General features: G+C 34.5%; 22 protein-coding genes. 19 read left to right on the forward strand and 3 right to left on the reverse strand.

Annotated features, from left to right (window positions below; all coding sequences use genetic code 11):
- The first annotated feature begins 158 nt into the window (after positions 1-158).
- From AC2UOP_RS00090 to AC2UOP_RS00175, 18 genes are all read left to right on the forward strand, one after another.
- The gene (locus AC2UOP_RS00090; protein WP_484832233.1) at positions 159-770 is read left to right on the forward strand and encodes a helix-hairpin-helix domain-containing protein; all 612 of its coding nucleotides are present in this window, start codon (positions 159-161) and stop codon (positions 768-770) included.
- A gap of 4 nt (positions 771-774) precedes the next feature.
- Positions 775-1,818: a selenide, water dikinase SelD gene (selD, locus tag AC2UOP_RS00095; RefSeq protein ID WP_484832234.1), complete on the forward strand. Its 1,044-nt coding sequence runs from the start codon at positions 775-777 to the stop codon at positions 1,816-1,818.
- A gap of 7 nt (positions 1,819-1,825) precedes the next feature.
- Positions 1,826-3,205: an L-seryl-tRNA(Sec) selenium transferase gene (gene selA / locus AC2UOP_RS00100; protein ID WP_484832235.1), complete on the forward strand. Its 1,380-nt coding sequence runs from the start codon at positions 1,826-1,828 to the stop codon at positions 3,203-3,205.
- Positions 3,206-3,207: 2 nt separating this feature from the next.
- Positions 3,208-5,121, forward strand: coding sequence for a selenocysteine-specific translation elongation factor (gene selB / locus AC2UOP_RS00105; protein WP_484832236.1), 1,914 nt, complete (start codon positions 3,208-3,210; stop codon positions 5,119-5,121).
- An 8-nt stretch (positions 5,122-5,129) separates the two neighbouring features.
- Positions 5,130-5,813: a response regulator transcription factor gene (locus AC2UOP_RS00110; RefSeq protein WP_019214574.1), complete on the forward strand. Its 684-nt coding sequence runs from the start codon at positions 5,130-5,132 to the stop codon at positions 5,811-5,813.
- A gap of 3 nt (positions 5,814-5,816) precedes the next feature.
- A complete protein-coding gene (locus tag AC2UOP_RS00115; RefSeq protein WP_484832237.1) occupies positions 5,817-7,385 on the forward strand; it encodes a putative polysaccharide biosynthesis protein in 1,569 nt (522 codons plus the stop codon).
- Positions 7,386-7,522: 137 nt separating this feature from the next.
- A complete protein-coding gene (locus tag AC2UOP_RS00120; protein WP_019214576.1) occupies positions 7,523-7,822 on the forward strand; it encodes an HU family DNA-binding protein in 300 nt (99 codons plus the stop codon).
- A gap of 85 nt (positions 7,823-7,907) precedes the next feature.
- Positions 7,908-8,147, forward strand: coding sequence for an RNA-binding S4 domain-containing protein (locus tag AC2UOP_RS00125; RefSeq protein ID WP_019214577.1), 240 nt, complete (start codon positions 7,908-7,910; stop codon positions 8,145-8,147).
- Between the two features lie 19 nt (positions 8,148-8,166).
- Positions 8,167-8,475 carry an FtsB family cell division protein gene (locus AC2UOP_RS00130; RefSeq protein ID WP_019214578.1) on the forward strand — a complete coding sequence of 103 codons (309 nt, stop codon included), beginning with the start codon at positions 8,167-8,169 and terminating at the stop codon, positions 8,473-8,475.
- Between the two features lie 24 nt (positions 8,476-8,499).
- Entirely contained in the window at positions 8,500-8,982 is a 483-nt protein-coding gene (locus AC2UOP_RS00135; protein WP_484832238.1) for a S1 RNA-binding domain-containing protein, read from the forward strand.
- Positions 8,983-9,071: 89 nt separating this feature from the next.
- A complete protein-coding gene (tilS, locus tag AC2UOP_RS00140) occupies positions 9,072-10,427 on the forward strand; it encodes a tRNA lysidine(34) synthetase TilS (protein ID WP_484832239.1) in 1,356 nt (451 codons plus the stop codon).
- The gene (hpt, locus tag AC2UOP_RS00145; RefSeq protein WP_019214581.1) at positions 10,417-10,965 is read left to right on the forward strand and encodes a hypoxanthine phosphoribosyltransferase; all 549 of its coding nucleotides are present in this window, start codon (positions 10,417-10,419) and stop codon (positions 10,963-10,965) included. The genes tilS and hpt overlap by 11 nt, the downstream gene beginning before the upstream one ends.
- Position 10,966: 1 nt before the next feature.
- A complete protein-coding gene (gene ftsH / locus AC2UOP_RS00150) occupies positions 10,967-12,784 on the forward strand; it encodes an ATP-dependent zinc metalloprotease FtsH (RefSeq protein ID WP_083304618.1) in 1,818 nt (605 codons plus the stop codon).
- Positions 12,785-12,965: 181 nt separating this feature from the next.
- Positions 12,966-14,180 carry a DUF819 family protein gene (locus AC2UOP_RS00155; RefSeq protein WP_484832240.1) on the forward strand — a complete coding sequence of 405 codons (1,215 nt, stop codon included), beginning with the start codon at positions 12,966-12,968 and terminating at the stop codon, positions 14,178-14,180.
- Positions 14,181-14,329: 149 nt separating this feature from the next.
- Positions 14,330-15,082 carry an ECF transporter S component gene (locus tag AC2UOP_RS00160; protein WP_480020695.1) on the forward strand — a complete coding sequence of 251 codons (753 nt, stop codon included), beginning with the start codon at positions 14,330-14,332 and terminating at the stop codon, positions 15,080-15,082.
- 2 nt (positions 15,083-15,084) lie between these two features.
- Complete coding sequence (locus AC2UOP_RS00165; protein WP_070598645.1) at positions 15,085-15,861, forward strand: type III pantothenate kinase; 777 nt, start codon at positions 15,085-15,087, stop codon at positions 15,859-15,861.
- Positions 15,854-16,834 (forward strand): tRNA dihydrouridine synthase DusB, encoded by a 981-nt coding sequence (gene dusB, locus AC2UOP_RS00170; RefSeq protein WP_484832241.1) that lies wholly within the window; start codon positions 15,854-15,856, stop codon positions 16,832-16,834. Before AC2UOP_RS00165 ends, dusB begins: the two co-directional genes overlap by 8 nt.
- Before the next feature lie 89 nt (positions 16,835-16,923).
- Complete coding sequence (locus AC2UOP_RS00175; protein WP_484832242.1) at positions 16,924-18,042, forward strand: phosphodiester glycosidase family protein; 1,119 nt, start codon at positions 16,924-16,926, stop codon at positions 18,040-18,042.
- A 107-nt stretch (positions 18,043-18,149) separates the two neighbouring features.
- Here AC2UOP_RS00175 and AC2UOP_RS00180 read toward each other — a convergent pair whose 3' ends face one another.
- From AC2UOP_RS00180 to AC2UOP_RS00190, 3 genes are read right to left on the reverse strand one after another with little or no spacing between them, the layout of a single operon-like run.
- Positions 18,150-19,562: an ABC transporter permease gene (locus tag AC2UOP_RS00180; RefSeq protein ID WP_484832243.1), complete on the reverse strand. Its 1,413-nt coding sequence runs from the start codon at positions 19,560-19,562 to the stop codon at positions 18,150-18,152.
- Positions 19,552-21,720 carry a COG1361 S-layer family protein gene (locus tag AC2UOP_RS00185; protein WP_484832244.1) on the reverse strand — a complete coding sequence of 723 codons (2,169 nt, stop codon included), beginning with the start codon at positions 21,718-21,720 and terminating at the stop codon, positions 19,552-19,554. Before AC2UOP_RS00185 ends, AC2UOP_RS00180 begins: the two co-directional genes overlap by 11 nt.
- Positions 21,704-22,429: an ABC transporter ATP-binding protein gene (locus tag AC2UOP_RS00190; RefSeq protein WP_283162610.1), complete on the reverse strand. Its 726-nt coding sequence runs from the start codon at positions 22,427-22,429 to the stop codon at positions 21,704-21,706. Before AC2UOP_RS00190 ends, AC2UOP_RS00185 begins: the two co-directional genes overlap by 17 nt.
- 210 nt (positions 22,430-22,639) lie before the next feature.
- On the opposite strand from AC2UOP_RS00190, the gene AC2UOP_RS00195 reads away from it, so the two are divergent.
- Positions 22,640-24,661, forward strand: coding sequence for a heavy metal translocating P-type ATPase (locus AC2UOP_RS00195; RefSeq protein ID WP_484832245.1), 2,022 nt, complete (start codon positions 22,640-22,642; stop codon positions 24,659-24,661).
- Positions 24,662-24,720: the final 59 nt, after the last annotated feature.

The raw sequence follows: 24,720 nt of genomic DNA on the forward strand, positions 1-24,720 counted from the left end.
TTTTATTGGTATAGATGCAAAACTATAAGTCCATTTACAATGGACGGTGACTGCATATAAGTATAAGCAATTGCAAGCATTATAAAGCTTTATGAATAAAAGTTCATAAAGTTGTTTCATTTTTATCAAATTTGTGTTATAATATATTAGGTGATTCTATGGACATCGATAAAATCAAAAAAGGAATAAAAATATTTCTTATAATATTACTGATAATATTCTTTATAAATATGATGAATAAAGACTTTTTTAATCAAAATGACAAAGATGTAAAAGTAGATAAGGCCTTTGATACGGGCTCTAAAGACTCTTTGGATGAAAGTGACGAGGCTGATGCATATATTTATGCTCACATCACTGGCGAGATTAAAAAGCCTGGCGTATATAAGATGAAGTCTGGCACTCGTATGGATGATCTTGTGAAAGAAGCGGGCGGCCTTACTGAAGATGCTGACATAGACCAAATCAATCTATCTGAAAAGCTAGTTGATGAGGAGAGAATAATTGTCCCTGCTAAAGGAGAAGCTAATGAAACAGATGAGATAAGTCATGCAGCAAGCGCTGTACAGTCTAAGAAGATTAACATTAATAAGGCTGATTTATTTGAACTAACTTCAATACCAGGTGTTGGCGAGAAGACTGCGCAAAAAATTATTGACTATAGAGAGATGAAAAAGTTTAAAAAGATTGAAGATGTCATGAACATAGATGGAATCGGTGAAAATAAATTTAAAAATATGAAAGATTATATATGTGTAAATGGAAGGTGATTTTATGATTAATGATGCAGATGTAAAATTAACAAGTTTCGCTAAGACATCTGGTTGAGCGGCTAAAGTAAAACCGGAGGTTTTAGATCAAATATTAAAAGGACTAGAAAAAAGTGCACCAGACCCAAATCTATTGGTAGGCTTGGAAACAAGTGATGACGCAGCTGTATACAAGGTTAGCGAGGACAGAGCCATCATAGAAACATTAGACTTCTTTACACCAATAGTTGACGATCCATATACATTTGGTCAGATAGCGGCAGCAAACTCACTTTCAGACGTTTATGCTATGGGCGGTGAGCCAATACTTGCGATGAATATCTCATGCTTCCCAAATTGTTTATCGCCAAATATATTAAAATTAATATTAAAGGGCGGCTTTGACAAGGTTAAGGAAGCAGGCGCCTTGCTAATAGGTGGACACACTGTTCAAGACGACGAGCTTAAATACGGTATGAGCGTTACAGGTTTTGTTCATCCAGATAAAGTGCTTAGAAATACTGGCGTTAAGGAGGACGACGTGCTTATATTAACTAAGCCTCTTGGACTTGGCATAATAAATACAGCTATCAAGGGCGGCATCTGCGATAAAGACTCCTTAGATGAGGCGGTTTTAGTTATGAAAACACTTAATAAGAAGGCAAAGGATGCCATGGATGGCCTTGATGTACACGCATGCACAGACATAACAGGTTTTGGACTTATGGGTCACGTATATGAAATGCTTAGAAATACTGATGTAACAGTAGAAATTTATACAGAAAAGCTTCCTGTGCTAAAAGGAGCACTTGATTATGCGATGATGGGCCTTGTTCCAGCAGGTGCTTATGACAACAGAGTTTTTGTTGGTGATAATTTTAGAATAGACGGCAATATTAAAAGAGAGATGGAAGATCTTTTATTTGACCCACAAACTTCTGGAGGACTATTGATTTCACTATCAGAAGAGGATGCAAAGACATATATGGAAAGGATAGACCTTCCATTTGGTGTAAATATAGTTGCAAAGGCAAAAAAATTTGACGATAAATATATTTTAATTAAGTAGGTGTGATATGAATTTATTTAGAATGATCCCAGGAGTTGATCAAGTCATGGAAAATGAAGAGATCAAGAAGCTTTTTGAGCTTCACGACGCTGGACTTATTAACGATACTATAAGAAATATCTTAGATGAGATGAGAGATGACATTAAGAAAGGACTTGATGAGGACTCACTTAGAGCTAGACTTAAAAATATTGATAAGACTGTTATAGAAAGGCTTCAAGATGAACTTAATTATAGCCTTAGACCTGTGATAAATGCTACAGGTGTCATCATTCATACTAATCTTGGCAGATCAAAATTACCTAAAACAGCTCAAGAAAATATTATGAGGCTATTATCAAGCTACTCAAATCTTGAATATGACCTTGAAAAAGGCGAAAGAGGACTAAGATACTCTCATATAGAAGAAAAACTTAAAAAGATTACTGGAGCAGAGGCGGCACTCGTAGTAAATAACAATGCTGCAGCCGTTATGCTTGTACTTGATACGCTTAGCAAGAACAAAGAAGTAATCACTTCAAGAGGCGAACTTATCGAGATAGGTGGATCATTTAGAATACCTGACGTTTGCGAGAGAAGTTTAGCGACACTTAGAGAGGTCGGCACAACAAATAAGACTCATCTAAGAGATTATGAAAACGCTATAAATGAAGAGACTGGCGCGATTTTAAAAGTTCATACATCAAATTACAAAATTTTAGGCTTTACAGAAAGCGTTAGTGCGAGAGAACTTGCGACTATAAAAGGCGATTTGCCTCTTATAGAAGACCTTGGTTCAGGCGTTTTAATCAATCTTGAGGATTATGGTCTTGAGCACGAACCAACTGTTATGGAATCAGTTGCAAGCGGCGTAGATGTAGTTACTTTCAGCGGGGACAAGCTTTTAGGCGGTCCACAAGCAGGCATTATTGTCGGCAAGGAAAAATACATCAGTCAAATCAAGAAGAATCAATTACTTAGAGCACTTCGTGTAGACAAGATGACTATAGCAGCCTTAGAAACAATACTAAACTATTATATTGACAAGAACAAAACATTTGAGATACCAACTATAAAGATGATAACAGAGTCTTATGAATCAATAGAGAAAAGAGCGGAAAAACTATTCTCAATGCTTGAAGGCGTGAATGGAGCTGAATTAAGTATAGTTGAAACAGCTTCAGAAGTAGGTGGTGGCTCACTTCCAAACCAATTTATTAAGTCAAAAGCAATTGAAATCGATCCAAAAAATATATCGGCTGCAAAGCTTGAAGAAAAACTTAGACACCTTGAAATACCAATAATTGTAAGGATATACAAGGACAAGTTGCTCCTTGATTTAAGGACTATTGACGAAGAAGAATACGAAATTATTGCAAGTGAAATTAGAGGGATTTTAGGAGAGTAATAGTGAAACATTTAATACTTGGAACTGCTGGTCACGTAGACCACGGGAAAACTTCTTTAATACGCGCGCTAACTGGCAGACAAACAGATAGGCTTAAGGAAGAACAAAAAAGAGGGATATCGATAGAGCTTGGCTTTACTTACTTTGATCTTGAAAAAGATTTAAGAGTAGGCATAGTCGATGTTCCGGGCCATGAGAAATTTATCAGAAACATGGTTCAAGGCGTTAGTGGCATGGATCTTGTTATGCTTGTTATAGCAGCTGACGAGGGCATAATGCCTCAAACGATAGAGCACTTAAACATACTTAGGATGCTTGGCGTTGAACATGGCTTTGTTGCTTTAACCAAGACTGATTTAGTTGATGAAGAGTGGATAGAATTAGTTACTTCAGATATCAGAGACGCTTTAAAAGGCACTTTTCTTGAAAATTCTGAGATAGTTAGAGTATCTAACAAAACTTTAGAGGGCATAGATGATATTAAAAATATTTTAAGAAAACATGCCGATAGCTTTGAAAAAGAAGAAAAGAATGATACACCAAGACTTCCTATAGACAGAGTTTTCGTTATATCAGGCTTTGGAACCATAGTTACTGGCACTCTTATGGATGGCAAGCTATCACTTCAAGATGAGATCGAGATATATCCAGAGAGAATCAAGACTAAGATCAGATCTATTCAGGTGCATCAAGAGTCACAAGATGTGGCTTATGATTCACAAAGATGCGCTTTAAACATTCCTGGCGTTAAAAAAGAAGATATACATAGGGGCAGCGTAATAAGCCTTCCTGATGCACTTAAGAACACTAATCTTATTGATGTAAAGATCGAGTGTATTAAGGATCAAGAAAGAGCTATTAAGAATGGCTCGAGAGTATTCTTATATATAGGCACTGAAGAAATTCTAGCTAGAGTAGTCCTTTTAGATAGAGATGTGCTTAATCCTGGCGAAGAAGGCTATGCTCAACTAATTCTTGAGAGTGAAACAGTTTGTAAGAGGATGGATAGGTTCATACTAAGATTTTACTCACCAATGTCGACAATAGCAGGCGGCGTAATACTTGAAACTAATCCAAAGAAGAAAAAACGTTTCGATGAAGATGCTGTTGAAGAATTTAAAATAAATGAAAGCGGCTCAGACACAGATGTTCTTAACAATCTTATCTACACAAGACAAGATGATTTCTTAAATAAAAAAGAAATTGCTAAATTATTAAGCAAATCAGAAGATTTAGTAGATAAAGAGCTAAGTGAATTGGTTAATGAAGGTGCAATAAAAGTTTACGAGCTAAAGAACGGACTTTATCCTATATCCTTAAGATATATACAAAATGTGAACGAAGAACTTATAGTTCATTTAAATAAGTACTATGAAAAATATCCACTTAGAAGAGGAATTTTTAAAGAAGAGATTAAGAATAGATTTTTCAAAAAACTTAATAACAATCAAAAACTTTATGAATATGTTCTTGGACTTATACTTGATGAAGCAAGCCTAGAATTAAATGGCGAGCTAGTATCAATCAAAGGATACGCGCCAAGTTTATCAGATGAAGACAAAAAATCCATGGACATGGTTTTAAATATGATTGAAGAAGCAAAATATGATGGCATCACAAAAGAAGAAATTCAAGAAAAAATTAAGATTAATCTAGAATTTTTAAATGAAGCACTACAAGATTTACAAGCTAGCAAGAGCATATACAGGCTTCAAGATGACTATATAAGCTACAAAGCCTTCTTAAATGCAAGAGAAGAGCTAATTAAGTTTTTAAATAATAATCAAGAGATAAGTTTAGCTGAGTTCAGAGACCTTATTTCATCAAATAGAAAAATATCGCTTGCTTTGCTTGAAGATTTTGACAAAGCCAATTTAACTAAGAGGCTTGGCGATAAGAGAGTATTAAAAAGGTAGGAAAATATATGCAAAAGATTTTATTAATAGATAGTGATGAAACCTTCGTTCAGGGACTCAAATACAGTTTAGAACAAGACGAGTATCTTATAGATACAGCATATAGCGCTGAAGAGGCACAAAAGCTTCTTAAGCCAAATGAGTACAATTTAATTATAATGGAGATAGACTTGCCAGACAAAAGCGGTTTAAACCTATGTCAAGACATTAGAAGAGACTCAAATGTCGGCATAATCATATCAACAAATAATAAGGAAGAGATAAAAAAGATACTTGCACTTGAATATGGCGCAGATGATTTTTTAGTTAAGCCATACAATATTCTTGAGCTTAAAGCGAGGATGAAGTCATTATTTAGAAGAGTTCAAGGCGCAAGCGATGATTCAAAGAACAGTATACTTGAGTTTAATCACTTTACCATAAACACCATTGGCAGAAAACTTTTCAAAGATGGCGTTGAAATTTCATTAACAGGTAAAGAATTTGATTTACTATATATACTTGCTTCGAATAAAGAAGTTGTTTTCTCAAGAAAAGACCTTTTAGAAAAGGTTTGGGGCTATCAATTCTATGGAGATGAAAGAACCGTTGACGTTCATGTCAGAAGACTTAGAAATAAGATAGAAGAGAGCAGCAAGAGACCAAAATTTTTAAAGACTAAATGGGGGGTAGGCTACTACTTCGTAGATTAATATATGGAAAAGAAAAAAACAAATAAATTTTTTAAAAATACCTTTATTCTTGTTATAGCAGGAATTTTAGTTAAGATTATAGGCGCTGTATATAGAATACCTATAACAAACATCATCATGGATACAGGGATTGGCTACTATCAAGCGGCTTATCCTGTGTATCAAATACTCTTAACAATATCAACAGCAGGCCTACCGATAGCGGTTGCAAAGCTCGTTTCAGAAAATTATGCACTAGGCAGGATAAAGGCAGCTCATAAAGTATTCAGAGAGTCGACAAAGCTAATGTTCATCTTGGGCATAGCGAGTGCACTCTTTGTTTATGTGTTCAGTCACCAAATTGTTGGCTTTTTACAAAATGAAAACAGTTGGTACTCATTAGTTGCACTAATACCAGCCCTTGTATTTGCGCCACTTATGTCATCATTTAGAGGCTTTTATCAAGGCAAGGACAATATGGTTCCGACAGCCATCTCACAAGTTATTGAGCAGTTATTTAAGTTAATATTTGGGCTTGTACTAACAAAGTATGCTCTTAAGATGTATGGTGTAGCTGTCGCAGCAGGCGCAGCACAATCAGGCGGTTCAATCGGTGCCTTCTTTGGCTTTTTATTTTTGCTTATAGTATTTTTATTTAATTTTAAATCATATAAAGCAGAAGAAAAACTAGACGAAAGCGGCTTTGTCTATGGAGATAAAGAAGTTATAAGAAACATCTTATCAATTGCAGTACCAATTACCATCGGCGCATCAATCAATCCTCTTATGGATTTTATCGATACAAAACTAGTTTTTATGAGACTAACAGATATCGGATATACTATGGAACAGGCCAACGATATGTTTGGATGGCTAAAGGGCATGGCGACAACACTTATTAATATGCCACAAGCTATATCCATAGCTTTGTCAATGAGTATAGTGCCACTAGTTTCAGCATACATGGTTAAAAAAGATAACGAAAAAATGCATCAAACAATATTTACAGGACTTAAGTTCACTTGTCTTTTTGCATTCCCTTGTGCACTTGGATTTATTGCCTTAAGTAAGCCAATAATATCTTTAATTTATTATAATAATTCACCTGAAGCAATAAATGGAACGGCTGAATTATTAAGTATTTTATCGATAAGCCTTATCTTTCTATGCTTAATACAAATACTAACAGCTATACTCCAAGCAGTTGGCAGCCCAGAAAAACCAGTTAAAAACCTTGTAATTGGTTCTATTGTAAAGATAATTTTAACTTATCTACTAACTGGAATCACCATATTCAATGTAAAAGGCGCGGCAATAAGCACAAACGCTGCTTTTTTAGTAGCGATGATATTAAATTACATTGATTTAGAAAAAATACTTGATAAAAAATATAATTTATTATTTTATGCAGTAAAAGTTTTAGCTGTAAGCATATTTATGGCGATTTCGGTTAAGGTAGCTTATGAACTTTTAAGCATGAGATTTTCCCTTTTAATATCAACATCGCTATCGATTTCATTAGGTATAATAGTTTATGGTGGTCTCGCACTTTTACTAAAATTGGTAAAAATTGAAGATTTTATATCAAAATAGCAAAAAAATCGCTATTTTTTCATAAAAATTTAAAAAAAATGCAAAAAAACCTTGATTTTTAGAGAAAATAGGTTATAATATAAGTATAGAAGAGCCACGAATGGCTTTTCAAGCACTTTTTAAAAGGAGGATTTATTATGAACAAATCTCAATTAGTTGCAGCTATGGCTGAAAAAACTGAAATGACAAAAAAAGATGTTGAAGCTTGTCTTAACGCTTTCACAGGTGTTGTTACTGAAACACTTAAGAGCGGTGAAAAGGTTCAACTAGTAGGCTTTGGTACTTTCGAAGTAAAGGACAGAAAAGCTAGAGAAGGAAGAAACCCTAGAGATCCTAAACAAAAAATAAAAATTCCTGCATCTAAAGCACCTGTTTTCAAAGCTGGTAAGACTTTAAAGGAAACTGTAAACACTAAAGGTAAAAAGAAAGCAAAATAGTCCCAAAAGGATATTTTCTTAAAACACAATAAGTAGATAAGTCAGGCTATGCCTGACTTTCTACGATGTACATAAGGGTGATTTCATGAGACTTGATAAGTTTTTAAAACTATCGAGAATTATTAAAAGAAGAACAGTAGCTAATGATGCTGCAAAGAGCGGCAAGATACTTATAAATTCAAAAGTAGCCAAACCAGGTGATGATTTAAAAGTTGGCGACATTATAACGACAACGTTTAATGAAGACCACAGAAGCTATGAAGTAGTATCCTTGCTTGAAAGTCCAAACAAGGATCAAGCTAAGCTGATGTATAAAGAGCTATGATTTGTAAGGAGTGATGATTATGAAGAAAAATAAAAAAGGTGGCATTACTGCATTTAAATTAGGAATTATATCTTTATTTTTAATTGTATCAATCCATTTTTATAATCAAATAGCAACTTACAATAAATTAGTGAAAGAAGATAAAGCAAAGCAAGAAGAGATTGCAGAACTTAAGGACGAAATATCAAACGTAAAGGTATTGCTTTCTAAGTCTAAAACTCAAGAATTTATTGAACTAATAGCTAGAGATGAATTAGGCATGATTAAGCCTAAAGAAATAAAAGTTGTTGACAAAGTCGACACAGATATATTTAAAGAAAACAAATAATAATTAAGGAGGATTTTGTTTTTTATGACGCTTTCAGTTGGAGACATCGTGAGTGGAAAAGTTGTTAATATAACTAATTTTGGAGCATTTATCGAGATAGAGGGTGGACAGAATGGTCTTGTGCATATCTCGGAGATATCAAATGATTACGTAGAAAATGTTTCAGATGTTTTAAAAAAGGGACAAGAGGTTAAAGCTAAAGTTTTGTCGAATGACAACGGAAAACTAAGTTTGTCAATTAAGCAAACTCTTCCAAAAAAGGAATTTGTTAAACAAAAAGATTTTAATAGTAAAAAAGATTTCTCAAAACCGAGAAGAGATTTTTCTAAGCCACAAGCAAGAAAAGCTTATACTTGGGAAGGGGAAAAGACAGAATCTCATGATTTAAGCTTCGAAGATAAAATTTCAAGGTTTTTGAAAGAAAGCACTGAAAAAATGGATCAAATGAAGTTTAAAGAAAACAGAAGAAGCAGTTATCATTCAAAAAAAGGTGACTATAGAAATTAATTGCTTTTGAGTCTAATAAGTATTTAGCAAGGTTGAACAATTGTTCAGCCTTTAATTTTCTTTATATTTTAACTATGGCAGAGGTTAGTATGAATAGTATAGAAAAATTTAGAAATTTCATCAAAGAAAATAATTTAATAAATAAATCAGATACCATAGTCAGTGCTGTATCTGGTGGCTCTGACTCTGTTTTTATGCTTGAAATGCTTCTTAGTATTAAAGAAGAATATGAGCTTAATATTATAGTTTGTCACGTTAACCATGGCCTTAGAGGAGCAGAGGCACAAAGAGATGAAGATTTTGTAAAAAATCTTTCTGAAAAACATGGGCTTTTATATGAAGTAGAGCACATTGACATGGCGGGTTATGCCAAAGAGCATTCATTAACTTGTGAAGAAGCAGGTAGAAAGTTAAGATATATCTTCTTTGAAGAGCTTAAAAATAAATACAAGGCAAATTCAGTTGCCATAGCTCACAATGAAAACGATGTAGCAGAGACCATGATGCTAAATATATTTAGAGGCACAGGACTTGACGGACTTGAATCAATTCCACTAAGAAGAGATTTTTACATAAGACCAATACTTTGCTTTGAAAAATCAGAAATTCTTGAATATTTAAAAGAAAATAATATTAATTATGTTGATGACTCGACTAATTTCACCAACGATTACAAGAGAAATCTTATTCGTAACGAGATGATACCATTTATTGAAAAGAATTTTAATGAGAATGTAATTGCATCTATGGCTAGACTTGCAGCAATCTCTAAAGAGAATAATGAATATCTTGAGATTATTATAAATGATAAGTATAAAAGCATTGTCAAGGCGGGTAGCATTGACAGGGATGGTTTTAATATGCTTCATCACTACGAAAAAACTATTATTTTAAGAAAATTTTTAAAAGAAAATTTAAAATATTTAAATAATATTAGTAAAGAAAATATTGAAGAGATGATCAATTTAATTATGCTCGATTCGGGTAAAAAGTATGATATAGATAATAAACATTATCTTGTAAATGATTTTAATAAAACCACATTCAAAGTGCTTGATAACAATGAGTTTTCAGAAGAAATATCGCTTGACTTTAAATTAGATAAAGTATACAATATCTATGGAAGAAAATTTAAATTTGTCTTAAGTGATAAAATTCTTAGCAAAAAATATCTCGACTATGATTTATTAAATGGAAAGCTTAGTCTTAGAAATAGAAGAAGTGGCGACAGATTCAACCCCTTCGGCATGAGTGGCTCAAAAAAGATTAAGGACTACTTTATTGATAAAAAAATTTCTTCAGATGAAAGAGCTAAAATTTTATTTTTGACAAATGATGAGGATATAGCATGTGTTATTGGCTACGACATAGCTAATAAATACAGAGCAAGCACAAAAACAAAGAACTATCTTAACATTATAATGGAGGATAATTATGGCTTATAGAATTAAAGAAATTATGTTCACTGAAGAACAAATTCAAGAAAAAGTTTTAGAACTAGCAAAACAATTAACAGAGGATTATAAAGGAAAGAGCCCAATCTTTGTTGGGATATTAAAAGGATCCTTTGTGTTTATGGCTGACCTTATTAAAAATGTTGACAATCACGAGCTTAGAGTTGATTTCATGAGAGCATCAAGCTATGGAAACAAAACTAAATCCGATGGCAAGGTCAATATCAAGTTAGATATGGAGTTTGATCCAAAGGGTGAGGACGTACTTATCATTGAAGATATCATCGATTCAGGCTACACTCTTAAGTGTCTTCACGAGTACCTTTTAAACAAGGGAGCAAAATCAGTTAAGATAGTTACACTACTTAACAAGAGTGAAAGAAGAGTTGTAGATATAAAGGTTGATTACGTTGGTTTCGAAATACCAGATAAGTTTATCATCGGCTACGGACTTGATTTTAACGAGCACTTAAGAAATTTGCCATACATAGGAGTTTTAGATGAAACTTGTTTAGGTGAGGAGGAATAATTTGAAAAGATCTTCAATTAGAAATATAATTGTTTATGCATTTATATTGATACTTGTCTTTTTCTCTTTGAGATTTTTCTCGGGAAGTTTTTTCTCGGAGGATAGAGCCAATGTCAATACTTTCATAAACGATATTAAAGATGGAAAAGTAAAGAGAATTAGCCAAGAAGGTTATGGATTTAAATATACAAAAAATGACGGTAAAAGTGATTATGTTGAGGTAGATCCAAATGTTTGGCAGTCTATATATGATGATTATGTTAAAGATAGAGTTATAGCAAACAAACTTCAATACGATGTGAGCATGCCTAAGGATAACTCCATGATGATAAATATACTTATGATGGCAGGATCTATGCTATTCTTCATGTTTATCATGCGTGCGTTAATTGCACCGAGAGGACAAGATGGAACAAGTCCGCAAAATTTTGGCAGATCTAGAGCGAGAGAATCAAAAACTGTCAATGGTAAAGTCATTAAATTTGCAGATGTTGCAGGACTTGTCGAAGAAAAAGAAGAATTATTTGAAATAGTTGACTTCTTAAAAAATCCTATGAAATATATCAAGCTTGGCGCAAGAATACCAAAGGGCGTTTTGCTAGTTGGTGAGCCAGGTACAGGTAAAACATATCTATCAAAGGCAGTTGCTGGCGAAGCAGGAGTACCATTTTATACTATATCCGGTTCAGACTTTGTAGAAATGTTTGTCGGCGTTGGTGCTTCAAGAGTTAGAGACCTTTTCCAAACAGCAAAGAAGAATGCACCTTGTATTGTGTTTATAGATGAGATTGATGCAGTTGGTAGACAAAGAGGCGCAGGCCTTGGCGGTGGCAACGATGAAAGAGAGCAAACACTTAATCAATTACTTGTAGAGATGGACGGTTTCACTCAAAATGAAGGCATTATCGTTATGGCGGCAACAAATAGACCAGATATACTTGATAAGGCTTTATTAAGACCAGGTAGATTCGATAGAAATATATATGTTTCGCTTCCTGATGTTAAGGCTAGAGAGGCAATACTTGAAGTTCATGCAAAGAATAAAAAGCTTGATGAAGATGTTGACTTAGAAAATATTGCTAAGAAAACAGTAGGATTCTCACCAGCAGACCTTGAGAATCTTCTTAATGAAGCAGCACTATTAACAGCTAGAGAAAATCTTGATAAGATACCTATGAGACTTGTTCAAGAAGCGTCAATCAAGGTAGTTGCTGGACCAGAAAAGAAATCACAAACAGTTATAGAAAAAGAAAGAAAGATAGTTGCTTATCATGAAGCAGGTCACGCTATAGTTAGTCACTACACAGATGAATTATATCCAGTTAATATGATAACTATAGTTCCAAGAGGAAGAGCAGGCGGCTTCACAGAATATCTTCCAAAAGAAGATTTTAATTACACAACTAAGTCCATGATGGAGAATATGCTTAAATCCTTACTTGGCGGTAGGATAGCTGAAGAGATTATATTTAAAGATATATCTACAGGCGCATCAAACGACATTGAAAGAGCAACAGATCTTGCGAAAAACATGGTTACTGTCTACGGTATGAGCGATAAGCTTGGACCAGTTTGCTATGACAATGAAGGCGAAAACGTCTTCATTGGAAGGGACTACGGAAGAACAAAAGTTTATTCAGAAGAAGTTCAATACGCTATAGATCAAGAAATTAAAGACTTTATCTTGAAGGCAAAAGAAGAAGCAACTCAAATACTTTTAGAGCACAAAGATAAACTTGAAAAATTAGCACAAACACTTCTTGAAAAAGAAACAATTAATAGAAAAGAATTCTTAGAAGTTCTTGGAGAAAATCAATAAGATTATTAAGCGGCTATAAATTTAGTCGCTTTTCTTATGCAAAAATATTATATTATCACAAAGAGACAAAATTATTACATTTACTAAAATAATTTACAATAAAAATTATAATAAACTTGAAAAAAACTTTATAAAGTGATATAATAACTATTGTAATAGTTTACTACAAAGGAGTGATTTTATGTTTTTAGCAAGTTTTATTTCGCCTGAGAACACTTGGGCTCTTTGGTCAGTTCTAGCATGTTCAGCTGCTTTAGCAATATTCCTAGAACAAAAATACAAATGGGCTAACAAAGTAACAGGCTGTATCTTAGCGTTAACTATCACTATGATACTTTCAAACGCGGGCCTAATCCCAACAGATGCACCAGTTTATGATGCAGTTTGGGGCTATGTAGTACCTCTAGCAGTACCAATGCTATTATTCAAAGCTAATATTAAGAAAATTGCTAAGGAATCAGGAAGAGTATTTATTATTTATCTATTAAGTTCAGTAGGAACAATACTTGGTTCTTTCGCAGCATTCTATATCTTAAGAGGCGCTATAAATGACCTTGGTAGAATTATCCCTATGTTCACAGGAACATACACAGGCGGAAGCGTTAACTTCGTAGCTATGGCTGACAACTATGCAGTTGATCAATCAGTTACAAGTGCCGCTCTAGTTGCAGATAACTTATTAATGGCTATCTACTTCTTCGTTTTAATTGCTCTACCAGGACTTTCATTCATCAAAAAAGCTTACAAGCATCCATACATTGATGAACTTGAAAAGAACGCAGATCTTAAAGACAGCAGCAAGACTATGGCAGCTCAATATTGGGGAGCAAAGAATATATCATTACTTGATATAGCAACAGTAGTTGCAAGTGCCTTCCTAATCGTTACAGTATCTGACCTTATTGCTTCATTCTTAGGATCAGTTATACCAACAGGCAACTTTGTAATGCAATTATTTAACGGTCTATTAGGTAACAAATACCTAATCATGACAACTATTACTATGATACTTGCATCAGTATTTAGCGGCTTCTTCGAAAAGATTAACGGTAGCCAAGAAATCGGTACTTTCTTAATTTACCTATTCTTCGCAGTAATCGGTGCACCAGCATCATTAAAGTTAATCATCGAACAATCTCCACTACTATTATTACTAGCAGCAATCATAGTATTTACAAACTTAATCGTATCACTTATATTTGGAAAGATTTTCAAATTCTCTATCGAAGAAATCATTATTTCTTCAAACGCAAACGTTGGTGGACCTACAACAGCAGCAGCTATGGCTGTATCTAAGGGCTGGCAAGCACTTATTGTTCCAGCACTATTAGTTGGTACACTTGGATACGTTCTAGGCAACTGGTACGGTATTTTAGTAGGTACAATACTTCAATAATTTTTTAATTAGTAAACTATAATTATTACAGGGTAAGCAGTCAGCAATGGCTGCTTATTTTTTAATCATTGCAATGGATTTGTCTTTGTGCTATAATATTTAGCGTAAATCAAACGGTATCCTTAGTGAACCGGAATGGAGGTAATTTAATGAACATGAGCAAGAACTCGAAAAGAGTCGCGTACACAGCTATTTATATAGCTATTGTACTACTATTTGCATTTACACCGATAGGCTTCGTGCCAGTTGGTCTAACTAATGCAACTACACTACATATACCAGTTATTTTGGCGGGTATACTAGAAGGTCCACTTATTGGGGCCATTGTTGGTTTTGTTTTTGGTATAACAAGTATAATCAATGCAATAATCAAGCCAAATCCTATATCACTAGTATTTTTAAATCCAATTATAGCTGTTGTGCCAAGAATTTTGATAGGCTTAGTATCTGGTCTTGTCTTTAAATTTATGAACAAAAGAGATGAAAAAACAAATAAGGCAATAACTTTAACAGTATTTGCACTAATTTTTATCTATTATTTAAGATGGGTCATCCTTTTCATCGCAAGTCCTGAGATTAAAGTCATAAACAAGCTAGTTAACGTAGGATTTTTATTAATTACGCTAATGATACTCATCTTTATCATTAAAGGCTCAAAAAAGTATAGACTTGACCTAGTAGTGCCAGCATTTATTGGGACGCTTGCAAACACTGGACTTGTCTTATCATTTATGTATTTAATTTATGGAAGCTTCATTGAAGGAGCACTCGGACTAGAAGCAGGCGCTGCAAAGGGCTATATACTTGCAATTGCAACAACAAACGCAATACCTGAGCTCATCATAGCGATTGTGGCTGTTACAGTAATCGCTTCAAGAGTATTATCAATTGAGAGGAGATAATTATGCTATTAGCAATGGATGTCGGCAATACTAACATAGTTTTAGGTTTGTTCGACGATAATAATATGATAGAAAGCTTTAGACTATCCACAGATAAGGATAAAACTTTGGATGAATATGGCATTATTTTTCATGATTTTTTGAATTTTGCAAAAGTTGATGCAAAAGAAGTTAATGCAGCCATCATCTCATCGGTTGTGCCTCCTGTGACAGGACCACTTATTGATTCAATTAAAAAATATTTTAATGTTGATGCTGAACTTGTTGGCAAAAATCTTAAAACTAAGATCAACATTGTTATGGATAATCCAAAGGAGGTTGGCTCAGATAACATAGTAAACTCAGTTGCTGTTAGAGCCATTACAAATAAACCAGCTATAGTCATAGACCTAGGCACAGCAAATACTTATCACTATTTAAATGAAAAAGGTGACTACCTTGGAGGCATCATCACACCAGGCTTTAAGATATCGATGGACGCTCTATCTGAGAGAACATCAAAGCTTCCGCGCGTTGAGCTTGAAATGCCTGAGCACGTTCTTGGCAAAAATACTGTTGAGAGCATTAAAAGCGGTATTATGAACTCAAAAATCGGTGAGATGGACTACATCATAAAAAAGATTTTGGAAGAGATTGGAAAGACTAAGGAAGAGCTTCTAATCGTTGCAACTGGTGGACTTTCAGAAAAAGTTGCCAAATACAGCGAATATGTTAATTTAATTGAGCCAAATCTAACTCTTCTAGGTCTTTACGAAATATATAAGATGAATCATGCTTAAAATATCGAATTTTGAAATAAAAAATTCATTAGTCTTGGCGCCTATGGCAGGCTTTACTGACTATGCATTTAGGCACATAGCTTGTGAACTTGGTGCTGGCATGACAGTCTCTGAGATGGTTAATGTCAAAGGCCTTGTTCATGATGACAAAAAAACTTTGGATCTAACTAAAAGAATAAAAGACGATGCCATCTACGCAGTACAAATTTTTGGAAGCAATGAAGATGATTACAAAAGAGCAATTGATGAGCATCTAAACGCTATGGACATTGACATCATAGACATCAACATGGGCTGCCCTATGCCAAAAATTACGAAAAATGGCGATGGCAGTGCGCTTTTAAGAGATACAGAAAAAGTATATAAGGTAGTCAAAGCTGCGAAAAGCGCTTCAGCTAAACCAATTACCGTAAAAATACGTATTGGCTGGGACGATGATAACTTAAATGGCATAGACAATGCTAAGGCGATAGAAGAGGCAGGAGCAGACGCAGTCACAGTTCACGGAAGGACTAGAGAAGCCTTCTACACAGGAAGCGCTAATTGGGACTACATCAAAAAGATTGTAGACGCAGTTGATATACCAGTCATTGCTAATGGCGATGTGGCGAGCCTTGATGATTACAAGAAGATACTTGAAGTGACAGATGCAAGTGGAGTTGCTATAGGCAGAGGGGCGCTTGCAAATCCATTTTTATTTAAAGAGATAGCTAGCTACTTAAAAGGCGAAGAATATATTTCTAAAGATTATCAAAAAATTGACGTAGCTATAAGACACATGCAGCTAGATTTGGAGTTATATCCTAAGGAGCTATTAAAAAATAATATGAAGAAGCAGCTACTCCAATACATCAAGGGACTTAGAAACGCTGCGAAAGTGAAAAACGCCATCTGCGAGAGCAAAGATTTTGATGAAATTTATGAAATTTTATTAAAGTATAGAGAATATTTAAAAAATAATATTGAGTACTAATATATGCCAAGAGAAATCTTGGCTTTTCTCTTGCAATTATTTTTCATTTCTTATATAATAGAATAAAGTAAATGAAGAGAGGTAATTTTATGAAGAAGAAAATTATGAGTATAGCCCTAGCTGGCATGCTTTTATTAAGTCAAGTGAATCTACTTGCAAAGACTGAGGTAAAACAAGTTAAGCTTAGAAATAGAAGCTGCAATGTAATTACTGTTACAGCTGATGATACTACTGCTTTTAAGGTAGTTAAGCCAAATATGAAGCAAGTTGGTGTTACAAATTTTAAAAATTTTATTGCTTCATATAAGCCAAGAGCTGCGATAAATGCAAATTATTTCGAAGCGTACAAGGGCGGATTTTACCCTTATGGTACGCAAATGACTGAGGGCAAGATGATAAACATGTCAGGTAATCACGCGAGTCTACTTGTTTTTGACAAAAATAAATTCAAGATAGTGCAAGGCTTTCTTCGTTACAATGGTTTTCTTGATGGACAAAGAGAAAATGACTGGATAAATAAAAAAGCAAACACTTTTGAAATTTGGAATGTCAATGGCAATCTAACAAGTGAAAAGACTGCTTACGTATACAATTCATACAGAAACGCTCCTACTAAGTTTGGCGGTGGAACTGTCATAGAAGTTGTTGATAATAAAGTAAGTAAAGTATATAAATCATCTGAGAACATGGTTTTGCCAAAGAATGGCTACATAATTTATTATGGTAAAGAAGCTTGTGACGATAAATATATTAATGATAGATTCCAAGAGGGAAGAACAGTTGAACTTGAATTAGTTTTGTCAAAGAAAACTAACGATGGCTTCGTGACTGAAACTGAGTTTGCTTACAATGGAGAAAAAATTTCATATACAAAAGTTACTGAGATAATATCTGCTGGACCACTACTAATAGAAAACTCTAAGAGCGTGTACGAAACTTATGTTAAAGGCATGGAAGCGAAGATGACAACTGGAGCAGGTGCAAGAACCTTGATAGGCATCAATAAATCAAATCAATTAGTCATGGTAACTACTTCAGGAACTATGGCACAAGTAACAGGTATAATGCAAGACCTTGGCTGCACAGATGCTTTTAACCTTGATGGAGGCGCATCAAGCGCTATGTATGCGAACGGCAAATACTATAGAAATGCAGGCAGAGCGCTTAACACAGTATTTTTAGTACAAGATGTAAAGCCAGCTAAATAATTAAAGAAAAAATAATTTATAAAAATACGGCGATGGCTTAGTCCATCGCCTTTACTATGCAAAAAAAGAGTGGGCAGATATATTGCTCACTCTTTTCTGATTTATATTTAGTTTTGTCTCATCGCTTCAAGTGCACTTAGCTTAGTTGCTTTCTTAGCAGGGAAGTAGCCAGATACTATACCTATAAGTGCTGAGAAAACTAAAGACGCTAGTGCAAGCCAAACTGGTATGATTGACATCTTTAACTGAGATGGGTCAAAATCTGGTGAGAAGCCGCCTCCTGACATATTACCAGCAAAACCATATTTCACGCCCAAGTAGTTTAAGAGTGTGCTTATCGCGTAGCTGAGGACTATACCCACCAAGCCACCAAGTAGACCGATGAAGGCTGATTCAGTTAAAAACATTTTCTTTATATCAGAAACGCTTGCGCCTATAACCTTCATAACGCCGATTTCTTTTGTTCTTTCGTATATACTCATGACCATGGTGTTCGAGATACCGATAGCTGCGACTAATAAGGATACGGCACCGATACCTCCAAGTATTAGTCTTTGAGTTTTAGATGAGTTATTGATTTCGACCAAGATATCGTTTAAGGAATGAGGCTTAAGTCCCATAGCTTCTATCTGCTCTTGAACAATTTGAACATTGTCAACGTTATCGACTTTTACCTTGATGTTATTATATTTATTGTCTTTATCTTCACGTCCGCCCATCATATATCCGCCATACATATTTTGATTGCCACCAGATTGTAATTTTTTGGCATCTTTTTTAATTTTTCTTAAATATTCTATCGGCATTACGATGTAATAATTATTTTCATAGTCGTCATCTCTAAATACACCAACTGCTTCGATGGGATATTTTACATTAGGCTTATTAGGTTCAGTACTTTGACCTTCTGGATCGTAGCTACCACCTGTATCTAAAGTAAGAAACATCTTAGTTGTAAGTGGATCTCTTTCTTGATCCTTCGAAGGACCGTTCATTCGAGGCCTTTGCGGATTGCTTAGCCATCTAAGAACGTCTCTACCCATGACAACTTTGTTCATATCGCCTTCTTGAAGAAGTCTACCGCTATCTAGCTTTATATCAAATTTAGCATATTCGGCAGGGTCTACACCGACTATTGAAGCATATCCTTGTAAATTTTTTACATTTATCTTCGCGTCAAATTGTTCAGTTGCTAAAACCGCATCAACATGAGGAATTTTTTTTAGCTGTTCAACAGTGGCGTCATCAAGCTTAGCTACTTTGTCAGTTTTTTTCTTCTTCTGATTGCCATCTTCATCCATATCGCCGCCATATCTATTAGCAGGGTAGATGTCAATCTGAGTTAAAGATCCCGCTGAAGCAAGTTGCTTTTTAGTTGAGTCTGTCATACCAAAGCCTAAGGATATCATCATGATGATGGATATAGAACCAATAACTACACCTAATACTGTTAAGAATGTTCTTAATTTACGTCTATTAAGATTTCTTAAACTCATCAATATTAGATCTTTAGTCTTCATCTATCTTCAAATCCTTTTCTTTCTTTTTATTTTTAAGCTTTTTAAATACTACAAAGCCTATAGCTCCTAAAATTACAAGTGCCACTGGAATTATAAATAAAGGTTTTTTATACCAAGGAGCTTCTCCCATAGCTCCATCAGGAAGTGGCATGCCGTCTGGTCCAGCGTTTTCATCTACTGGAGGAGCCTCTTCAACAGTTATATTGATATCTTCTTCTTTTTCTTTTACTTCACCAGTTGAGTCCTCATAAGTAAATTTAAGCTTACCTTTTATTTCACCTGGTTCATTTGGCATGATTGAGCCTTCATAAACGTCTTGTCCACCAGAGTTAAAGTTACCGATATAGTATGTGCCGTTGTTAACAGTAGCATTATCAGCAGTTAAAGTAACTTTGAAGTTATATAGAGTAACCTTACCTGTGTTATAGAAATTTGCAGTGATTGGAATATTATCTCCAACCATGGCGTTTGTTTGATAATTTATTGGGTCTATATCAAGTTTTGATTCTTGATAAACTGGTACGCCGATATTTTCACTTGATTTGTACTCGTTATTTTCGTCATCTTCATATTCAAAGTTAGCTGTGATATTGTAAGTTTTAGCTGTAGCGTCTGGAACGACAAACATTTTGATAGTTTTTTCAACTTTGCCGCTCGGAGCAATTCTACCGATGTAGAAAGTATTTGAACTATCAACAGGAGTGAATACTGATGAGCCAGCTGTGTTTGAGTCGCTTTTACTTGTGTCTTGACTTGTTAGGTCTATCTTAATATTCTTAACTGCTTTTTTAGCGTTTGTATTGTAGAATGATAGATTCATTTCAAATTCGTTTCCAGCAAGTGGAAGTTTTGGTTCAAATTCGTATCTGTCAATGATTAGCTTAGGAGTTGATTTCTTAGCATCTTTGCCATCGCCAACATTTTCAGGATTATTTAAGAAAACGCCAACAATTTGTTCAACTGTCTTTGGCTCTTTGCTTTCAGTAAAATCATCAAGATATTCTATCTTAATATTGATAGGATAGTTCTTAGTCGAGCCACCCTTTGTTGTAAAGAACTTGTAACTAACTGTTTCTTCTTCGCCAGGAGCTAGGTCTCTAACAAGTATATCAGAAACTGTTCTTGATACAACGCCTGATGGATCATCGCTCTTAGCGCTTGCTCTGATCCTCTTAGCAATGGATTGACCTTGGTTTCTGATTTTAAAGCTTACATCGAATGTTTTATTTACGCCAAGTGTTGCTGAAGGGAATTTTAAATCTTGTATGATTAATTGTGAGTCTTGTGAAGCATCTCCGCCAATATTGATAAAGGCAGTTGTTTCTTCTTTGATTGGCTCTTTATTAAATTCACTTTCATAACTTAGGTCAGTTTTTATCTCATAAGAACCAAATTTAGCAGTTTTTGCTACATTTAATTCATAGTATAAATAAATTTTCTTTCCTGATTCTATAGTTTTAACTTTTTGAGTAGTAGTGCCGCCTTTAACTGATAAGCCAGCTGCAGCAAGACCAGATATGTTTAATTCAACATTTTTAGCTAAAACATCGGAAATATTTTCAATTTCATAACCAAAGGCTACATAAGAGCCAGGAACTACATTTGCTTCTGGAAGTATGTCAACTCTAGTAATTTTTAGTTGAGCTTTGTTTTGACTGCCTCCGTTAACTCTTACATAAGCTTCACCCTCAACCTTAACAGGTGCACCATCACTAGCACCTCTGCGCTTTGTTTTACCAACAAGGCTAATCCTATAAGTACCTGCTTCTGCACTTTGTGGGATTCTAACTCTTACTTCAGCACCATTCATTCCGCCATATGAGTTAATAACATAGCAGTTATTGGGGCTATCGCTAGTAGCTCTTACTGAATAGATTTCATAATCACCAGCATAATTGTAATATCTACGATAACCAGGATTATCTTGTTCAAAATATATTGTAGTTTCATCACCAGGTTTTAATTCTTCAGTAGATGTTGATACCAAAAATAAATCATCCTCAACTACTGATGGCTCTGTGCTTGGTGGTGTTTGTGCACCTGGATTGGATGGGTTAGTTGGTTTACTTGGATTAGTAGGGCTACCCGCATACATATTTACACTCAAGGTGCTTATCATCATTATAGCAATTAATAAAATGCTAAATATCTTCTTCACTTAATTGTGCCTCCTTTTTATCTGTGTTCATCTCGTCTTTCTCAATCAGTCCGTCACGCACGTGAACTATCCTGTCCGAGTAGACTGCTGTTTCTAAGTCATGAGTTACTATGATAAGCGTTTGCTTGTCTTTTTTCGTCATAGTAGTCATTAGTTCCATAATCTCGACACTAGTCTTAGTATCAAGGTTACCTGTTGGTTCGTCTGCAAAGACTATCTTCGGTTTGTTTACAAAAGCTCTAGCTATACTTACTCTTTGCTGTTGACCACCACTCATCTCGCTTGGTTTGTGCTTCATTCTATCCTTTAGGCCTACCTTTTCGAGTAGATACGCGCTTCGTTCATCTCTTTCTTTTTTAGAAATGCCTTTAAATATTAAACCTAAACCTACATTTTCAAGTGCAGTTAGGGTAGGGATGAGGTTATACGACTGAAACACAAAACCAATGTTTAGCTGCCTAAACTTAGTTAGGTCATCCTCATTAAGATTCTCAATGTGTATGCCGCCGACAATTATCTCTCCCGACGTTGGCTTTTCAAGTCCAGCCATCATATTTAAAAGAGTAGATTTACCTGAACCAGATGGTCCAACAATGCATATCGCTTGCTCCTTATATAGAGTGAGGTCTATGCCTTTAAGTACAAGAAGACTTTCTTTACCGATCTTAAATGCTTTTTTTAATTTTTTTAGTTCGATAATTTCTTGCATGTTTCCTCCTTTATTATATATCTTGATTATAACATAAAGGACGTATTAAATATATACAAAAGTGTTAAAACAATGAAAATTTTTAAAAAAAGTATTGATTTTTAAAAAGATATGTGCTATATTATTATTGATATATAAATATATGTTTATGTGTTGATGCATACATATAAACATAACATTAAAATAATTAACATAAATTAGGAGGCAGTCATGGAAAAATTAATTTTAAATGGACTTACTTGTGCCAATTGCGCACAAAAGATAGAAAGCTTTGCAAATGAGCATGAATCAGTTGAAAGTGCTAGCTTGGATTTTATCAATTCGATTTTATCGATTGAAATTAAAGAAGGATCTGACGCTGAAGGCGCTTTAAGAGATATTACAAAATATGTTAATGACTTAGAGCCAGACGTTTTAGTTACACGCGGTGAAGCCGAGAGCGAAGAAGAAGAAGAGGAAGAAGGCTTTTCAAAAATATTTTTAATAAGGATAGCTTTATCACTTCTAGGACTAGCTGCATATTTATTCATTGACAGTCCATATAAGATGGTCTTTTTTGGACTAGCATACATTGTTATTTCATATGATATAATCATACATGGACTTAAAGGCGTTTTTCGCGGCATACTTGCTGAAGAATTTTTAATGACAGTCGCAACAGTCGGCGCCATAATTATAGGTGAGTATTTAGAAGCAGTTTTAGTAGCACTTTTATATCAAATTGGTGAAATCATTAGTGACATCGCAGTTGATAAATCAAGAGATAAAATTAAAGAGCTTATAGTTAAGTCACCAGTTTTTGCTACTGTTTTAAATAATGGCAAAGAAATTCAAAGCGAACCATCTGAAGTAGCTGTTGGCTCTAAGATAATAGTTCGTGAAGGCGAGTCCATCGCCATAGACGGCATAGTTATTGAAGGAAGCGCAAAAGTTGATAACGCTCACATAAGCGGCGAGTCAGAACCAGTTTATGTAGATGTCAATAATGAGGTTTATTCAGGTGCCATAGTTAAGGAAGGATACTTAATTATAGAAACTACTAAACTTGCTAAGAACTCGACAGCAGCTAGAATACAAGATCTTGTTAGAAGCTCACAAAGCGATAAAGCTAATCTTGAGACAGGCGTTTCAAAATTTGCAAGAGTTTATACACCAATTGTTGTTTTCATCGCAGCGCTTATTGCACTTGTAGCACCAGTACTAAAAATAATGCCGCTTAAGGAAGCTCTTCACACATGCTTTGCATTTTTAATAGTATCTTGTCCATGCGCAATCATCATTTCAGTGCCATTAGCATATTTCTCTGGTATAGGCAAGATGAGCAAAAACGGTATTCTTTTTAAAGGAACAAAATTCTTAGATCAATTTAGAAATATAAAAACATTTTGCTTTGATAAGACTGGCACATTAACTAGCGGTAAATTTAGGCTAGTTAGTGTAGAAGCCTTTGACATAGATGAAGGAAAGGCACTTCACTTAGCAAGACTTGCCGAATATCACTCAAAACACCCTATATCAAGAGCTATACTTGATAGTAGAGAGGATATTGATAAAGATGAGATAATTTCTTACACAAGCCTTAAGAATGGCGTGGAGGCTGAAACAAAATTTGGCAGCGTAAAAGTTATTACAAGTGAAAAGGAAAGTGAATACAAAGTTCTTGACACTTATCTTGACGATAAACTTATAGCGCATCTTTATATAGAAGACGAAATAAAAGAAGAGACAAAGAGATTAGTTAATGAGCTTAAAGAAAGAAATGTTAAACCTGTTATGCTTACAGGCGATACTAAGATATATGCTGAGAAAGTTGCTCATGACTTAGGTATAGATTCATTCGAGGCAGAATTACTTCCTCAGGATAAAATAAAGTTTTTTGAAAAAGAACAAGGTAAAGATGGTCTCGTAGCCTTTGTTGGTGACGGCATCAATGACTCGCCAGTTATCAAGAGAGCGGATATCGGTCTAAGCATGGGAGCACTTGGTTCAGATGCAGCCATCGAAGCGTCTGATATAGTTATCATGGATGATAGAATTGAAAAGATAGTAAATATTTTCGATACATCACACTTTGTTAACAAAATTATTTTAGAAAATTTAATTTTCACAGGATTTGTTAAGGCAGCCATCATCATTTTATCTTTATTCATACAATTACCTCTATGGTTAGCGGTTTTTGGCGATGTTGGAGTAACACTTATATCAGTTATAAACACACTAAGAATTAGATAATTTAATAAAATATTTAAGAAGTTCACAGTTAAGAGATAAATTCTCTATATGACTGTGAA

Source organism: Fenollaria sp., from assembly GCF_057222035.1.